This is a genomic window from Pleurocapsa sp. PCC 7319, from assembly GCF_000332195.1.
GTDB lineage: Bacteria > Cyanobacteriota > Cyanobacteriia > Cyanobacteriales > Xenococcaceae > Waterburya.
The window spans coordinates 2,902,462-2,918,489 of record NZ_KB235922.1; the positions used below are offsets into that span (position 1 = coordinate 2,902,462).

A 16,028-nucleotide genomic window follows, 5' to 3' on the forward strand; every position below is an offset into this window, starting at 1 on the left:
TTAATTTTCATTCAAAAAAATCTCTAGATTTTTATCAATAAATATAATTAATTAACATGAAGCAGTAAAACTTTTAACTCATCCCACGCATAAATGACGTGGAATTTCGTGCTATTAGCTAATTGGGCATCGTCGCCTAATCCAGGTTAAGTCTAGCAAAACTTGGGTTCGTTGCTAATGGGACAATTAGCGATTAGCCATTAGCCATTAGCCATTAGCAAGCGATGGGGCGACTCATCATCCCACATCTAAAAGAAATGGGCTTTCCCCGTCGCTTTCTGTAATGGTCTTAGTATTGATTAAGAAAGCATAAAATTAAAATCGACTCAAAGATTTAATGATTGAGTCGATTTTAAGAAGATTAAAAACAAGTTTTGAAAAAAGAGTGATAGAAAGGCCTATTGATCATTATTAGTCATTACGGTGATTTAAAGGCATCTGAAGTTATTATAAACATACTATCTTGCAAATCGAATCCAGGGTTTGCTGTTGTACCATCAGGTAATAGATTATTATCTTGACCTATTTCAAATGCAACTATACGTTGATCGGGCTTAAGTTTAGAAGAAATAACGTCACCGTTGCTGTCAACATAAGCATCACTTGTATTCCCATCTCCATTAGGGTCTTGTAAAAATTCTCTTATCGATGGTTGATCGCCGTCAGCAGGTTCATAATTTCCATCTGCGTCAACATCATAGCCTCCAATGTCTGGAACATTACTATCATTTCTAAACATATAGACGGTACCATCTCCTTTTACATCAGCATTATCAGTTGCTTCGCCATTGAAAGTTGCTTGCTTGCGACTTATTTCAGTAGCATCATCTCCTGTTTGGGGAAACTCAATTGTATGCCAAACTTTTTGTTCGTATGTATGAATTTCCTCTGTCCCATCTGCTGTAACTTCATTGGGGTTAGTTACAACATTGCCATTTGCATCGACGTACTCATAAACAGGATTAGATCCATCATTGTTAATAGATACAAGTTTTTGTTTATATCTATTCCCTCTAGCAAGACATGTATCACCAAAGTTAGATCCTTTAGGATTTTCTGCTGCAAAGGCACTAGCAACCATGGTAAATGGTTTAGTAGTATCAGTTTTTAAAGGCTGTGGTTGTCTATTTTCTTCATGAATCCAGGTAAATATATTGCTTAGTGCATTTGGATTAGGAGACGCTTCATTTGGATCAAAGCTAGGATTTATGCCTTCACCAAAGTCATTTCTTACCTTCCAACATGGTCTATTAGGACCAATTTCTCGACCATACTGTGGATTTAGTGACTTGAGAGACATGGTGTAAGAGTCTAAATCCTCAGAATTACTGTCTGGTGCAGTTCTGGCTCTGGCTACGGCTTGGGTATCTGCAAAATAGCTACTATCAAGTACTTCTCCAGCAAAGAAAAGTTGAGCTGTAATAGATTTTCCGTCAACGTCTGCCCCATCTCCAGCGTCTATTTTGCCATCTCCATTAAGATCTGTAGTATCATCAGCATCTATATCTCCATCTCCATCTGTATCTGTTGCATTTTCAACTATAGGATTGCCAGCAGCATCTGTATCTCCATCATCATCTACTACGCAGGCGAAGAAGCCTTGGTAAGTTGTGCTGCTTCCACCGCAGGCTTGAATTTGATCCGTATCATCGACTTTATCAACTAATGCTTCGTTAGTCCAACCAGTGGGATTATCCACACGTCCTGCACCAGTTGTACTATAGTTACCATTTGCATCTAATTCTGGACCCCAGCGATAAATTACTAAAGGTCCTTTCCAGGGAGACCCACTTTTTGGTGGTGCAACTGAATAGATTACTCTTTCTGATGTTCCTGGTATTTCCAATGCTAACCTTACTGTACCTCCTGTTGGCACAGTATAGTTAGGAGCTACGGTGCTTATGTTGCCACTAGTCATATCAACTTCAATTGATTGGGCACGTCTTAATTCATCAGATATAAATTCTAAAGCGCGAGAAGTTTCGTTACGTGCTGCTATTTTAGTACTTTCAGTTTGACTAGATCTTAATACCTGCATCAAGCCAAAGCCTAATGCACCAATTACAAAAACACTCATTACCAAGCCAACAAGCAGCTCAGTTAGAGTAAAACCAGCATTAGATTTATTTTTTTTTAAAAGTTTGCGAAACTCTTTATTTTTCATATTACGGAAAGTTAATTTAATATAAAACTAAAAATACTTGGTTAGTATTTAAACGATCGCCATTGAAAAGGAGAAAATAGATATGTATTTAGTACAATTATTTTTCAATACCTTATAACTATCGCCGTTTATACTATTACCACCCCAATATAAATAGCAAAATCAAAGACTGTAAATTGGTAAAGACACTGATTTTTAGATAAAGCCAGGATGAATTCCAGGCAAAATACTTTTAATAAAAAAGCTATTATCTATTACCTGTAGCTTTTAACTAATTTAAATGTAGATTATATAAAGTGAATTAAATTTAAATGCTTCAACTTTGAAGGGTGGATAAAGTTAAAAATAAAAGTAAAATAAAATATATGTATTCTTGTCTATTTACTTATTCCTCATAGTTAAAAATCCAATTATCTAACTAGACATAGTTTATAAATACCCCTCAATCAAAATATCCGAATCAATTACACGAGTTGTCATCTGTTTTAATTGAAGAGCATCGGTCATAGTGGTTAAGCTTAAATTGCCTACAGGAGATGGTGCCGATGTTCCGCCGATGATCTTGGGGGCGACAAATGCCGTTACTTTTTGAATTGCTCCATCAGCGATCGCGCTATCTTTCTATTGACTTTTTTTAATTAAAATAATTTTAGAATTGTACTTACAATTTGTATTGATATTTACTTATGTTTCAATGGGACGAGCAAAAAGCAGAAAGTAATCAAGCAAAACATATAGTAAGTTTTCCTTTCGCGACTAGAGCATTTGATGATGAAAACAGATTAACTATCATTGATAATCGATATAATTATGGAGAAACTCGCTACATTACTTTGGCTCAGATAGATAAGCGTGTATACGTTATCGTTTTTACTATGCGCTCTTCTATTATTCGCCTTATTTCAGCACGTAAAGCAAATAAAAAAGAAGTCAAACGCTATGTCAACCGTTAATTACACTCCAGACCCAAACAATAAACCTCAGCTAACTCAAGAGCAAAAAGCTCAATTAGATGCTCTCTCTGATGAAAATATTGACTACTCTGATATTCCAGAATTAGATGATGACTTTTGGCAAAATGCGCATATTGTTACTCCTGATTTAACTCAGCCTGTTACTCTGCGAATAAAAAGCTCGGTACTTCAATATTTTCAAGCTAATGGGAAAAAAGGCTATCAATCAAGAATCAATGCAGTATTGGAAAGCTATGTTAAAACCCAACAGAAACTAGAGCAGGAATCGAGCAACTCTTAGTTTCTAATTTAAAGCTTTTGCGAGGATATCATCCATCCAAGAATTGATACTCTTATTGGCTTTTTTAGCTGCTAAATAAATTTTACGATGACGCTCAACTGTTGTCCTAAATGGTAACTTGCCAGAAAAAGGTTTGTCTGGTTCTTCTCCTAATTCAGCACACCATTCTAGATAGTCATCTACCGAATTATGAAATTCTTGCTCTAATTCGGCAACAGTAATGCCTTTAAAAGTAATTACGTCCTTAATCCTACCCCTGTTAAGGTGAGCAAATGTACTACCTCGAATTTATAGGAGTTTCAAGATGCGATCGCTAAAAAATGCAAGTTTCATCTTGAAGTTTTTCGTATGTTGTCAAGGAAAGTTTTGAATATCAAGTTGCTAAAACCCTATTATTTCGTTGAATAGTAGAATATTTCATTAGTACAAACGCTCACCTTAACAGGGGTAGTCCTTAATCCCTAATACCTTTCCAAATAAAATTCCTGCTGTTTCATCAATCTCTATTTGAGCTGTATGTCCTTTGTATTTCATGGTCAATATATAAATTAATCATCTAAAAGTTTTATATCGGCACTTACCAGAAATTCCTTTTTTGATATTAAATCAGCTTATGACAAATGAATAAATTACAAGTATCCTTCAATCACAATATCGGAATCAATTACCTGCGTTGTCATCTGTTTTAATTGCAGTGCATCAGTCATAGCTGTTAAGCCTAAATCGCCTACAGGAGATGGGGCTGTTATTCCGCCGATGATCTTGGGGGCAACAAAAGCTATTACTTTTTGAATTGAGCCATCAGCGATCGCCTGAGCAGCTAAAGTCCCGCCACATTCCCACAAAACTTTAGATAGTTCTTGTTGATATAGATATTCCATCACCATTTTGGGAGAGAGTGCAGCAACCGTAATAATAACTACTCCTTTATTGATCAGTTCTTTTTTCAGTGTGGAATTACTGTCAAACTCGGTAAAGATTGTAGTGGGTGCAATATCTGTTTGCCATAGGTTGCATTCTCTGGGTAAATCCAAGCTACGACTCATAATTACTCTGAGGGGTTGATGTGCTGAAACACCATGAGTAGTTAAGTTGGGGTTATCCTTACGAACCGTATTTCCGCCAATGATTACTGCGTCGCAAGTACTTCTGACCTGATGTACAAGATGACGGGCAGCTGTTCCTGTTACCCATGCACTATGTCCTGTAGTAGAAGCAATTTTGCCATCTAAAGTCATCGCATATTTAAGAATGCCAAAAGGCTGTTGGTGCTGTATGCGATGGATAAATGCTTCGTTGAGTTGACGACAGGCAGCTTCTTCAATGCTCACAATCACTTCTATTCCCGCATCCCGTAATTTTTTAATTCCCCCTCCTGAAACGCGAGGATCGGGATCTACCATTCCCGTGACTACTTTGGCTACCTTAGCTTTGATTAAGGCATCAGAACAGGGAGGAGTTCTCCCATAGTGATTACAAGGTTCTAAATTTACGTATACTGTCGCACCTTGAGCCTGTTCTCCCGCATCTCTTAAGGCAAAAACCTCAGCATGGGGTTGACCTACTCCTGGATGAAAACCCTCGCCGATAATTTTGCCATCTTTAACTATGACTGAACCTACTAAAGGGTTGGGGGATGTTTTTCCTGCTGCACCCTGTGCTAACTGCAAACACTTTCGCATCATTTGAGCATCAAATTCTGATACTTTCTGTTCTTTATACATAGTTAATTCGCTTAATACTTGATATCATTACTCTGAATCAATATTTCCAAAAAGCTTATAGATTATAGCTTACAGCTTAAAACTACGAGCGGTATCATTATCGATGTTCACACTTTAAATCAGCAACGACGTAATGGCAGTGTATCAAGATCGAGAGGCATTTATTCCCTATAGTCGTCAGGAAATTGTTGAGCTATGTATTGCGGACGGCAAAATTGCGATCGCAGAGCAACAAAGTTTTCGTGATTTTTGCCAGATTTTAGCGGCTTATTATCACTTTAAATTACATAGTTCTCTGGAAACTTTAAAATTTAATTTTGTTTCCTTCGATCCAGATATTGATAACTATCAACCAATAAAGCAATTAGATGTTCGCTCAAGTATTAGAGAAAACGAAGTTGAATTTATTAGTACTTTTACAACTATCTTAGAACAAGCAAACTACTATCCTCTATCAAAATCAACTTTACAACAAGCTTTAAGCGAAGGATCAATTTTCGATCTTAGAACAGAAGTAGATTTTAATGACTTTGACCATATGGTTTGCTATTGTCGTGGCGATTCGTCAGAAAAAATCACAGTTAAAAAGTGGTTTTTTAAAAAAGTTGAGCAAGAAGTTGATATTTATAAACGAGTAGTTTTATTAATCAAGTTTAAAGAGGAAAAACATTTTCAAGATAAACCAGCTGCCAAAGAAGAGCTTGATTTTAAACCAGGCAAAATTTATATTTACCTCTATAAGAATTTATCTAAATTAGACTTAGAATTTATTTTTCCTAATGTCAAAATGAGTATGAATTGGAAAGATAGATTGTTGTTTGGAGTACCTGCTTTGGGGGCAGCAATTCCCTTAATACTAAGAATATTACCGCAGATAATCTTGATTTTAGGAGTCTTAGTTTACTTTACATTAGGACATCAGCCAATTGACGAATTAAAAGTACAAGAAGAAGAAGTCCGCAATATTGCCCCATTATTAATTGCTATTTTGTCTTTAGTTGTTACCTTGGGAGGATTTGCTTTTAAACAATATACCAGCTACAAAAGTAAACAAATCAAGTTTCAAAAGAGTATTACAGAAACTCTTTTTTATCGTAATATTGCTAACAATAGTGGTGTGTTCAACTCCCTGATAGATGCTGCCGAGGAAGAAGAATGTAAAGAAATTATTTTGGCTTATTATCATTTATTAACTAGTGATACTCCCTTAACAGCTTTAGAACTAGACGATCACATTGAGTCCTGGATGGAGGATAAGTTGGGCACGAAAATAGATTTCGATATTGAAAATCCTCTACGTAATTTGGCAGCAATCAAAGCTGAAATCAAACGAAGCGAAGATACTACATACGCTGTCAAGCAAGTTGCCCTTTTAAAACGCGATCGCCATAATCGTTGTCAAGTATTACCCTTAGCAGAAGCCAAACAAGCGATCGATTATGTTTGGGATCATATTTTTCTATATTCGTAAATAAATTACTTAGATACAAGCAGATGAAGCTTAGATGAAGATTATTGCACTAGGTATAATCACTCTGGTCATTAGTAAAAATTGCAGATATAACTGCGGAGATAGCTATAACCATAGGTTACTCTGACCGTTGGTCATCTCCCCGTCCCATGTTCAAGGGAATATAATCCGTGATAGAAATAAAGATTATTAGTGCTACTCCAGGTATCAGCACTCACGAACAAATCTTGCAAATAATTCAATCTAGAAATACTGGTATTACGGTTAAAGAAATTAGTAAAATAATTAATCGTCCAATATCAATGATTCAAATTTGTTTGAAGAACTTGATTGCATCCAAAGCTATTGTTACACGCAAAAATAGAGCTGGGGTGGGTTTGATTTATTATCCTGGCAAAGTGGCAGCTATCAAGAGAGCATCATAGTATGAAAAAAGCGGGCTGGATATTGTTAGCGTTTATTAGTTTAAGCGTAATCTTATTTGCAGATGCAAGTAAGTTATCCTCAGTCAATTCAGCTACTTCCAATGATCGGGTTCGTTATGAAGTTATAGAGCGATCGCAACATACTATTCATACAATTACAATCCCCCATCACAGTAACTATTCTGTAATTCCTAGACTATCAGGAGAACTACAATCTCTTTCAGATTTTGTAACACTAGACTCAGATCGGGTAGTTGCTGCCATTAACGGTGGTTATTTTGATCCGATTAATCAAAAAACTACTTCATTTATTAGTCAACAATCACAAATAGTCGCCGACCCCCGCTTCAATGAAAGACTGGTAGATAATCCAGATTTAAAGCCATATCTCGGAAAAATATTTAATCGTGCTGAATTCCGTCGCTATGGTTGTGGAGAAAAGACACAATACGATATTCAGCTACACTCTGCACCTGTACCAGCTAATTGTGAACTATTAGATTCTCTGGGAGGAGGACCTGGTTTATTACCAACTGATACCTCTGTAGCTGAGGCTTTTATTGCTTATCAGAATGACGAAAAAATCCGAGACGCGATTGGCAGTGATAGTTTAAATGCTAGGAGTGCGATCGCTATTACCGGTGAAGGCGACATAATATTGGCTATGGTGGCACAAAATCCCGATCAACCTCTAAATTCAGGCATATCTCTACCAGAACTAGCTGATTTTTTATCTGGTCTAGGGGCAACAAAAGCGATGAATCTTGATGGGGGAAGTTCAGCTTCTCTTTACTACAACGGTCAAACTTTTTATGGCAGGGTAGACAAAGAAGGTAATCAAATCAAGCGACCTATTAAATCGGTATTATTAGTAAAACAACAGCGATAATAACAAAAGCTGTCTGCCTCCGATTCTTAAGCTCTCCAAATTTTCCAGTAATTTAGGGAATTTTGCTGGCAGAATTTTCAACATTGGACAACCGTTTTTCTAGTCCTTTAACTTCAACATGCAGAGCTTTGATATCTCCCTTGATATCGCTAATATCTTGTTTTAGCTCAGCTTTCGTTTCAGTAATACTTTGTTTTAACTCAGCTTTTGTTTCATCGAGCTTGCGATCTATCTAATTGAAGCGATCGCCGATCAGAGTTTTAATTTCTAATAATTCAGCATTGAATTTATTTTCTTTGGTAGCCACTGGTGAGATCGGGATTAAGTTTAATTAGAATCAAGAGAAGCTTTTTAGCTTTGTCGGCGGGAAGCCCCACGTCTGTAGTGCGATAGCGTGTCAGCGTGGGACGGGGCTTATAAAGGGCGCAATGCGATTACGCCCACAGCCCCTCATGAGATGTGGTAGTCGGCAAGCTTCTCTAATTAATTGTAAGGCTCGATCAAAAAGCCTGAATCCACTCTTTGATTTCGTATTCAGTCCAAATGCCATTCTGCCAATAAGGATCGGACTCTACTAGTTGACTGATAGTAACTTCATCATCAGCTTCGTAGATACCAAAAACTTTGGTATTATCTTTAGTCGGACCAAGAGTAATCAATATTCCTCGTTCTTTTTGACTAGTAAGACCATCTAAATGTGCTTGACGATAGGGTGTTCTCTTTTCTAAAGCATTTTCGCAATAGCTACCCCACATAATATATTTCGGCATAAAGCTATCTCAAAATAATCAACCTTACTATTATTGGCACAAATCTGTACCCCAGTCTTGATGACCGCGATTTGCTCGACATTTAATCTTTTGACCAGCCCATACTACCTGCCATTGTTGATCGGCTTGATCGCCATAAGGAGCAAACTCTACTAAATATTGCTTAGCTGCTACAGAATCATCAGCTAGATTAGTTTGAGTAATTGTTACGATCGCTAGGTTGTCGCTGGGATAGTCTAGTTCAACTTGTTCTTGTTCAGATTCCACAGTTTCAGTTAAACCTAAAGCAGCTAAAGCGATCGCCTGAGGAGCTTTGCCGATTGAGGACGGATTATCAGTTTTGGGTTCAATGGTTTCTTCGGTGCTAAACTGTTCTGGTTTTCCCCAATGTTCGGTAATGGGAATAGGCATATAGCCCTTTCTCTTCCCTGGTGACTTTTTTGCTTGAGTACTATCAGTTCGCCAGAGATTAATTACGTAACCAGTAAATTTTTGAGACTTTTCCACTTGCGCCAGTAATCGCTCTTGGGGGCTAAAAGCAATAGGGTTTAATTTTCCCCGTTTGGGTTTAGCGATTACATTCCTTAGAGGTAATCCTGTAATCAGATTGCTCATCGCTGAGTTATGAAAATTGCCTGCTATAAGACGACTATTGGCACTAAGGCTAAACAGTCCATTATCGCTGTAGAGATTATTAGTATTCCTGTATGTTTTTCCCTGCTGCCAATTCCAGACATTTATTTTGCCATCGTAGCTGCTGCTAACCAGCCTTTTGCCATCTCGAGTAAATTCTAACTGAGCAATGTCGTTAGCATGACCCGCAAGAGTATTGAATAAAGTGATTGATTCTGGAGCTAACTGCCACAGTAGAATTTTGTTGCTTTGTTCTCCTGCTTCTCCTCCTGTGACATTAGCATCCACAGTTGCCATTATTTGACCATCAGGGCTAAGAGCGATCGCTTCTAGGGGGTGTTTAGTAGCAAAACTGAATAACTTTTCTCCCTTGGGGAAACTCCAGGCGGTTACTCCCAGATCACAAGCACCATAGATAATTTTTCCCTCAACATCAAATAAAATTTGTCGACACCCAGCTTGAGCTTCCAGACTAAGAACTTCCTCTCCTGTAGTTGTATTCCAGACCACAATCGAGCTATCGGGAATTAATAATCCCTGACTCCAGGTAGCAGTTGCCAAAAATCGACTATCAGGACTAAAGGCGATCGCCGTTGGCGCAATTTCCATGCCTAGTTCGGTTGAGTAATGACCGGGCAAAATGCGCTGTATCTGTCCACTGTTTACTTGCCAAATAGTAATTTGACCTTCGCCAACGCTGGCTAGCAACTGACCATCAGGACCAAATTTGATTGAGTTGATTTTAACTGGAGATTCTAAGGTATGGGTTAGGGTGGCATTTTCCCATGGAGAAGATAATCTTCTGTTAATATCTATATTCTGAGACTGAGAATCCTTCGTTTCGTCTACCTTGGTTTCTGCTGCAACTATCCACGGTAAATTGCACAAAATCCCTATAGCCACAAAATATTTAAGAAAACTTTGATTGCTCATGATTAGATATTTTTTGGCGAGAACAATATAAAACCAAAAGGCAAAACAAACCAATTCCCGCTAAATATTTAATTGGATTAGGAATTAGAGGATTAGGAGAAAAGAACCCTTCAATCGTTCCAGCAACAATTAGCATGGGGATAATCCCAAATAAAAGTTGTGCTGCCTTAATACTATTCTTTTTGAGAGCGTCAATTCGACGATACTTACCAGGAAAAATCATCGCTTTACCAATTAGTAGTCCTGCGCCACCTGCCAGAAAAATTGCAGGTAATTCTAAAGAGCCATGAGGCAACACAAATGCCCAAAAAGGATATGCCAGATTATTTTTGGCTACTAAGGTGGCTACAGCACCGATAGATAAACCGTTGTAAGCCATGATAAAAATTGTATAGAGTCCTGCTGTAATACCACCAGAGATCGCTCCAAAAGAAACTGATAAATTGTTAATGGTAATATTGCTGGAGGCTAAAGGTTCCAGCCCCACAATTGAACCCATCCATAGTTCTCTATCTTCCTGTACCTTTTTAATCAGATGTGCTGGTACAGTAATGTCAATAAATACGGGATCTCGCCAACCATACCACCAAGCAATGATCGCCATCAGCCCAAAAATTCCAGTGGCGATCGCAGTATACTTCCAAGTTTCTCTGACTACCTTGGGAAACTCCCAGAGATAAAACTCTTTGACTTGTTGCCATTCTTGCCGTTGTGAACCCTGATAGATCTGGTTATAAGCCCGAGAAGTTAACTTTTGCAAATCTTGGATTAAGATGTTACCAATCTTATTGGTTCTAGCTCTAGCCAAATCTGCTGATACTGAACGATATAAGCTGGCTAAATCTTCAATTTCTCTTGCAGAAAGAGATTTAATCCCTTTTTTTTCTACTTGCTGTAGTAAGCCATCTAAACGTTTCCAGTTTGGTTCTCTTCTGGTAATCCAACGTTGAACATTCATGCAATTGCTCTCGAAACTAAATTAGTTATAGCCCACTACTTTCTGAAACTTGGCATAATTGTCAGCCTAATTTACTACGATTGGATAATCAGGAGTAGGGTTTAAGGGACAACTAAAGACATACTTTCCAGGAGCGAGAGTAATTTCGTAATCCTTGGTGGTGCCTTGAGTTAAGCCACCACCACTAACTTTAGGCAAGCTGACTTTTTTAAGTCCTTCTCCTCTAAGATAAAAACCTAATTGATAAGGCACATTAGAATTAGTAACGCGAAAAATATATTTTCCCGGTTTTAGATCCAAGGATTTAAATTCTGACTCTCTGGCGGCTAAGGTTTCGGAATTGATTTTCTTACAATCTTCAGCGCTAGTTGGTTGATATTGATAGTTTTTCGATTCAACCTCTAAGAACTGACAGCCAACCTGGGTTAAATCGATTACTGTGGGTTCAGTTGTTGACTCAGATTGACTGGAGCTAGAGGATTGCCGATCAGCGTCAACAGAAACCTGACCACCCTCAGAACAAGCAGTGAGGGCAAGTAACAACAGAAAACTACTAAAAATATTTAAGTGTTTCATAACTGACGATTAGAATTTTTAATACAATTCTCAAAAATGATAGAACATTGTTCTATAGCACTTTCATCTGTCAAGTCTAACCGCCAATAATGAAAAAACACTGAACTTCATGTTATTTGATTGACAAAAAAAAGGAAACATGGGGATAAGTTTAAGCTGTTATGTTTATCCTCCAGATTCCTCTGCTAAGTTTTCCATTCTGAATTATTTATTATTGTCCAGCACAGGGGTCAGCACCAGCACAGGGGTCAGCACCAGCACAGGGGTCAACGCCAGCACAAGGATCGACTTCAGTTGCTTCACCACCAGCGTCTGTTTCTCCGGCACAAGGAGTTGCACAAGAAGTGACTAAGCCTAGACTTAAAACAGAAGCAGCAAACAAAGTTCCAAGATATTTAACTTTCATAATTTTCTCCGGTTGTAAATTTATATTTGAGATTATTTTACTGAAACAAATTAGGAATTGCTCATAGTTCAAAATTCATCTAACCAAAGAGATGAAAATTTTTTGATAAGACGTTCCTAAGTTAGTTAAATTTAATCGAAACTTTATTAATTGATTGTTATTTTGACACATTCTAAAACTTATCAAAAATCTAGTTTCTTTTTAAGTATTTCTTTCTTTCAATAGATCTAGTAGTTTGGCATCATAAATGGGAATGAATTTTTGTTTAATGTCCTATGGAACTGATTCAACAATTAACCCAAAGCTTGGGAGTAGATGAAAGCCAAGCGAAAGGGGGTGCCGGACTGATTTTTAAAATGGCTCAGGAAAAGCTAGGTGATGGCGAATTTGCTCAATTGGCTAGTGCCGTACCTGCTGTAAGTAATCTTATTGGTGAAGCCCCTGCTGGTGGTGGTGGTCTTGCTGGCGCAATAGGTGGTCTTGCTGGTGCGATGGGTAGTAGCGGTCAATTGGCAAATATTGCTGCTTTAGCTGGCGGTTTTACTCAACTGGGTTTGAATCCAGGTATGGCTTCTAAGTTTGTGCCGATTATCTTGTCTTTCGTACAAAATCAAGGCGGAGACCAAGTTAAAAATATACTTGCTGGAGTCCTAAAATAGAAGTATCTCTACACAACCCTAATTTATTTATTTTCCGAATTTTCTGGGAATAAGTTCCTTAATATTAATTCTTGATGCAGCCACCACCATGCGCTGCATCGCTTTTTATTTTAAAATGTAACAAATATTAAGAAATATAAATCAAATAACTTCTATGGTAATTGAACTCCGTACACCCTCCACAAATACTCCAGAAAGTAAGCAAAAATCCCGAGTAATAGTTGTAGGAGCGGGTATTGGAGGTTTAACAGCAGGAGCGCTGCTAGCCAAGCGGGGTTATCAGGTAAAGATTTTCGATCAAGCTATTGTACCTGGGGGATGTGCTTCTACTTTTAAAAGACGGGGTTTTACTTTTGACGTGGGAGCAACTCAAGTGGCAGGTTTAGAGACTGGGGGAATACATGAGCGTATTTTTCAAGAGTTAAATATTAAACCACCTACTGCTACTTACTGCGATCCTGCTTGTGCTGTTTTTTTACCAGGAGAATCTCAGCCAATTAACGTTTGGCGCGATCCTGATAAGTGGCGGCAAGAAAGGCAAAGACAGTTCCCTGGTAGTGAGCCATTTTGGAATTTATTAAGTCATTTATTTAAAGCTAGCTGGCGCTTTCAAGGACGAGACCCTGTGTTACCCCCTCGTAATCTTTGGGATTTGTGGCAATTAGTCTCGGCAGTTAGACCAGATACTCTGATTACCGTGCCTTTTGCTTTAATGACCGTTGGTGATGCCCTGAAGCTATACGGCTTACATCAAGATCGACGACTTAAAACCTTTCTCGATCTTCAGTTGAAGCTCTATTCTCAAGTAGGAGCAGACGAAACAGCTCTACTATATGCAGCAACTGCGTTAGCAGTTTCCCAAGCACCTCAAGGCTTATTTCATCTTCAAGGAAGTATGCAGGTATTGAGCGATCGCCTGGTGGAGGGATTAGAAAAATATGGTGGTAAATTGTTGATGCGTCATAGTGTTGAACAAATCCACACAAAATCGGGAAAGGTTACAGGGGTAAGTATCTGTAACCAAAAAACTGGAGCAACTTGGACAGAAGAAGCCGATCAAGTAGTAGCGAATGTTACAGCTCAGAATCTAGTTAAGCTAACAGCTCAAGAGAAATCATTTAACAACTATCAACGTCGAGTAGATAAACTGACTCAACCATCAGGAGCTTTTGTAGTTTATCTAGGAGTAAAACGAGAGGCTATTCCCGCAGATTGTTCACCCCATCTACAATTTCTCTATAATCAGGATGAAGTCATTGGCGAAAATAATTCTCTGTTTGTTTCGGTCAGTAAACCAGGAGATGGACGCGCTCCAGAAGGGCAGGCAACCATCATTGCTTCTTCCTTTACCGATGTCGATTTGTGGTGGCAGGAAGATGAGCAAATCTATGCCCAGATTAAACAAAAGTATACTGATGAGGCGATCGCTCGTTTAGGGAAATATTTTAATCTCACTTCTGAAAATATTATCTATACAGAAGCAGCAACTCCTAGAACTTTTGCTCAATACACTGCTAGAGCCAAGGGCATTGTCGGTGGATTAGGACAACGCATATCTACTTTTGGTCCTTTTGGTTTTGCTAATCGTACTCCAGTAAAAAATCTTTGGTTAGTAGGAGATTCCACTCACCCAGGAGAGGGAACTGCGGGAGTTAGTTACTCTGCATTAACAGTTACTAGACAAATTGAAGCAGGGAATCAAGCTCTCAGTTAAGAGTCAAAAGTTTTTTTGATAAAAATGAATTTCAAAGATAATAGTCGGTAATCACTAGCTAGGACAACATTTCAATCTTAATAGCTTTTCCTCTAGAATAAGTAAAGTTAAGATAAATACACCAATCCAATATAAATTCACCTCGGAGTTAATTAAATTTATGAATTTAGTAATTACTAGTCTTATTAGCTTTTTGCAAATCTATTGGGTGTTATTGATCGTCAGAATTTTGCTGTCTTGGTTTCAGACTGCTGAATGGGCAGGTCAAATTATTTCTTTCCTAAGCCCAATTACCGATCCTTATCTAAATATCTTTCGTTCGATCATCCCACCATTAGGCGGGATTGATATTTCAGCTATTTTGGCACTAATCCTACTGCAATTTGTTCAAAGTTCTTTGGCATCTTTTTCTGCGGCATCTTTTGCCGGTGGATTTTAATTTTAGTAATCACTCTCAAAATCATCGTAATAGTAAGGACGAACTTTTCCTGCAAATCCAGATGCTTTGAACTGTTTTAGCTTCAAAGGAGCTGGTTGATTTGCAGGAACACTGACTCTAATCTCAAAATCACTTGTTCCTGGTGGCACTTCTTCGATTGTGCCGACACGCCCCCGATTCTCAAAGGTGGGATTGCCATTTGCATCGTAAATCCGTCCAAACACGTCTGCATCAACTACGGTTTTGCCAGATATGTTCTTAGCTTTACCTCTAATAGTAAAACAGTTAGCTGGTCTGATATCACCACTAGTAACGCTTCCCTTGTTCTCATCTCCCGCACAAGGTTCAGAAGAAAGATCAGACAGCTTAATTGAAGTCATTGCTTCTGCTGTGGGAGTTATAGTCCAGCTAGTTAGCCATAGAAGGCCAGAAACTAATAGTACTGCTAAAAAACGAAGCCTCATAAATAATACTTGTGTCTACTGATTTATCTATTGTTTTAGCTTAACTTGAATCGACACCAAGCTGGACAGAAAAGACTACTAGTCGGTCAATTTTTAGATGATGGATAGGAAACGAGTTTGGAATTCGGAGTTCGGAGTTAGTCAAGTTTAACAGAATACAAAGCGGGGTGGCATGACCGCAAGATTGGAGCAATCAATCGATGGTTTCCATCATCGAAACGTTGTCATCCATGCGGTCATGTTTTAGATAAGTTGCCACTGGAGAGCAGAAAGTGGACTTGTCCTAGTTGCGGCTCTCTAAATTTGAGAGATCAAAATGCTGCACTAAATATTTTAGCGGTCGGGCAGACCGTGTTTGCTTGTGGATCAAGCTCTGGTGGGGATGTGTCTTTGACAGATCTAGCTATCTTGGGATGAATCAAGAATCCCACAGCTAGAAGCAGTGGGAGTGTCAACTTGAAAGACTGTCACCACTTCACGCAGACAAAAATAACAAAACATTAGAATTTCCCGTTGAACCAAATTGAACAACGGGAGTTTAGTCGAAAC

At 38.3% G+C, this 16,028-nt stretch carries 17 protein-coding genes and 2 pseudogenes; 9 read left to right on the top strand and 10 right to left on the bottom strand.

Going from position 1 to position 16,028, the window contains the following annotated elements; genetic code table 11:
- Positions 1-418 precede the first annotated feature (418 nt).
- Together PLEUR7319_RS38300 and PLEUR7319_RS40760 are read right to left on the bottom strand one after the other, a co-directional pair.
- On the bottom strand, positions 419-2,164 hold the full coding sequence (locus PLEUR7319_RS38300; protein ID WP_019506443.1) for a PilW family protein: 1,746 nt from the start codon (positions 2,162-2,164) through the stop codon (positions 419-421).
- A 429-nt stretch (positions 2,165-2,593) separates the two neighbouring features.
- Positions 2,594-2,779 (bottom strand): annotated as a pseudogene (locus tag PLEUR7319_RS40760) (dihydrofolate reductase family protein); the annotation flags it as partial.
- Positions 2,780-2,850: 71 nt separating this feature from the next.
- On the opposite strand from PLEUR7319_RS40760, the gene PLEUR7319_RS0117115 reads away from it, so the two are divergent.
- Together PLEUR7319_RS0117115 and PLEUR7319_RS0117120 are read left to right on the top strand one after the other, a co-directional pair.
- Positions 2,851-3,117 carry a BrnT family toxin gene (locus tag PLEUR7319_RS0117115; RefSeq protein WP_019506444.1) on the top strand — a complete coding sequence of 89 codons (267 nt, stop codon included), beginning with the start codon at positions 2,851-2,853 and terminating at the stop codon, positions 3,115-3,117.
- Positions 3,104-3,418, top strand: a complete 315-nt coding sequence (locus PLEUR7319_RS0117120; RefSeq protein WP_019506445.1) for a BrnA antitoxin family protein — start codon at positions 3,104-3,106, stop codon at positions 3,416-3,418. Before PLEUR7319_RS0117115 ends, PLEUR7319_RS0117120 begins: the two co-directional genes overlap by 14 nt.
- 3 nt (positions 3,419-3,421) lie before the next feature.
- On the opposite strand, the gene PLEUR7319_RS43545 is transcribed toward PLEUR7319_RS0117120, so the two are convergent.
- Entirely contained in the window at positions 3,422-3,706 is a 285-nt protein-coding gene (locus PLEUR7319_RS43545; RefSeq protein ID WP_071592955.1) for a type II toxin-antitoxin system HicB family antitoxin, read from the bottom strand.
- Positions 3,707-4,047: 341 nt separating this feature from the next.
- The gene (gene ribD / locus PLEUR7319_RS0117125; RefSeq protein ID WP_019506447.1) at positions 4,048-5,142 is read right to left on the bottom strand and encodes a bifunctional diaminohydroxyphosphoribosylaminopyrimidine deaminase/5-amino-6-(5-phosphoribosylamino)uracil reductase RibD; all 1,095 of its coding nucleotides are present in this window, start codon (positions 5,140-5,142) and stop codon (positions 4,048-4,050) included.
- A gap of 133 nt (positions 5,143-5,275) precedes the next feature.
- On the opposite strand from ribD, the gene PLEUR7319_RS0117130 reads away from it, so the two are divergent.
- The 3 genes from PLEUR7319_RS0117130 (at position 5,276) to PLEUR7319_RS0117140 (ending at position 7,927) form a co-directional block, all read left to right on the top strand.
- Positions 5,276-6,613 carry a TMEM143 family protein gene (locus tag PLEUR7319_RS0117130; protein ID WP_019506448.1) on the top strand — a complete coding sequence of 446 codons (1,338 nt, stop codon included), beginning with the start codon at positions 5,276-5,278 and terminating at the stop codon, positions 6,611-6,613.
- A 170-nt stretch (positions 6,614-6,783) separates the two neighbouring features.
- Positions 6,784-7,038 (top strand): hypothetical protein, encoded by a 255-nt coding sequence (locus PLEUR7319_RS0117135; protein ID WP_019506449.1) that lies wholly within the window; start codon positions 6,784-6,786, stop codon positions 7,036-7,038.
- A gap of 1 nt (position 7,039) precedes the next feature.
- Positions 7,040-7,927 (top strand): phosphodiester glycosidase family protein, encoded by an 888-nt coding sequence (locus tag PLEUR7319_RS0117140; RefSeq protein WP_019506450.1) that lies wholly within the window; start codon positions 7,040-7,042, stop codon positions 7,925-7,927.
- A gap of 500 nt (positions 7,928-8,427) precedes the next feature.
- Here PLEUR7319_RS0117140 and PLEUR7319_RS0117145 read toward each other — a convergent pair whose 3' ends face one another.
- From PLEUR7319_RS0117145 to PLEUR7319_RS0117165, 5 genes are all read right to left on the bottom strand, one after another.
- Complete coding sequence (locus PLEUR7319_RS0117145) at positions 8,428-8,697, bottom strand: YciI family protein (protein ID WP_019506451.1); 270 nt, start codon at positions 8,695-8,697, stop codon at positions 8,428-8,430.
- 30 nt (positions 8,698-8,727) lie between these two features.
- Positions 8,728-10,263, bottom strand: coding sequence for a WD40 repeat domain-containing protein (locus tag PLEUR7319_RS0117150; RefSeq protein ID WP_019506452.1), 1,536 nt, complete (start codon positions 10,261-10,263; stop codon positions 8,728-8,730).
- Positions 10,241-11,221: a stage II sporulation protein M gene (locus PLEUR7319_RS0117155; RefSeq protein WP_019506453.1), complete on the bottom strand. Its 981-nt coding sequence runs from the start codon at positions 11,219-11,221 to the stop codon at positions 10,241-10,243. The genes PLEUR7319_RS0117150 and PLEUR7319_RS0117155 overlap by 23 nt, the downstream gene beginning before the upstream one ends.
- A gap of 66 nt (positions 11,222-11,287) precedes the next feature.
- The gene (locus PLEUR7319_RS0117160; protein ID WP_019506454.1) at positions 11,288-11,797 is read right to left on the bottom strand and encodes a hypothetical protein; all 510 of its coding nucleotides are present in this window, start codon (positions 11,795-11,797) and stop codon (positions 11,288-11,290) included.
- A 211-nt stretch (positions 11,798-12,008) separates the two neighbouring features.
- The gene (locus PLEUR7319_RS0117165; protein WP_019506455.1) at positions 12,009-12,203 is read right to left on the bottom strand and encodes a hypothetical protein; all 195 of its coding nucleotides are present in this window, start codon (positions 12,201-12,203) and stop codon (positions 12,009-12,011) included.
- Positions 12,204-12,478: 275 nt separating this feature from the next.
- Here PLEUR7319_RS0117165 and PLEUR7319_RS0117170 point away from each other — a divergent pair, with 275 nt between their 5' ends.
- From PLEUR7319_RS0117170 to PLEUR7319_RS0117180, 3 genes are all read left to right on the top strand, one after another.
- Entirely contained in the window at positions 12,479-12,862 is a 384-nt protein-coding gene (locus PLEUR7319_RS0117170) for a DUF2780 domain-containing protein (RefSeq protein WP_019506456.1), read from the top strand.
- Between the two features lie 154 nt (positions 12,863-13,016).
- Complete coding sequence (crtD, locus tag PLEUR7319_RS0117175; RefSeq protein ID WP_019506457.1) at positions 13,017-14,576, top strand: C-3',4' desaturase CrtD; 1,560 nt, start codon at positions 13,017-13,019, stop codon at positions 14,574-14,576.
- Positions 14,577-14,736: 160 nt separating this feature from the next.
- Entirely contained in the window at positions 14,737-15,015 is a 279-nt protein-coding gene (locus PLEUR7319_RS0117180) for a YggT family protein (RefSeq protein ID WP_019506458.1), read from the top strand.
- 2 nt (positions 15,016-15,017) lie between these two features.
- On the opposite strand, the gene PLEUR7319_RS0117185 is transcribed toward PLEUR7319_RS0117180, so the two are convergent.
- A complete protein-coding gene (locus PLEUR7319_RS0117185) occupies positions 15,018-15,479 on the bottom strand; it encodes a hypothetical protein (protein WP_019506459.1) in 462 nt (153 codons plus the stop codon).
- A 165-nt stretch (positions 15,480-15,644) separates the two neighbouring features.
- Between PLEUR7319_RS0117185 and PLEUR7319_RS39505 the strand changes: the two are divergent.
- Positions 15,645-15,896: pseudogene (locus PLEUR7319_RS39505) on the top strand (zinc ribbon domain-containing protein); the annotation flags it as partial.
- Positions 15,897-16,028: the final 132 nt, after the last annotated feature.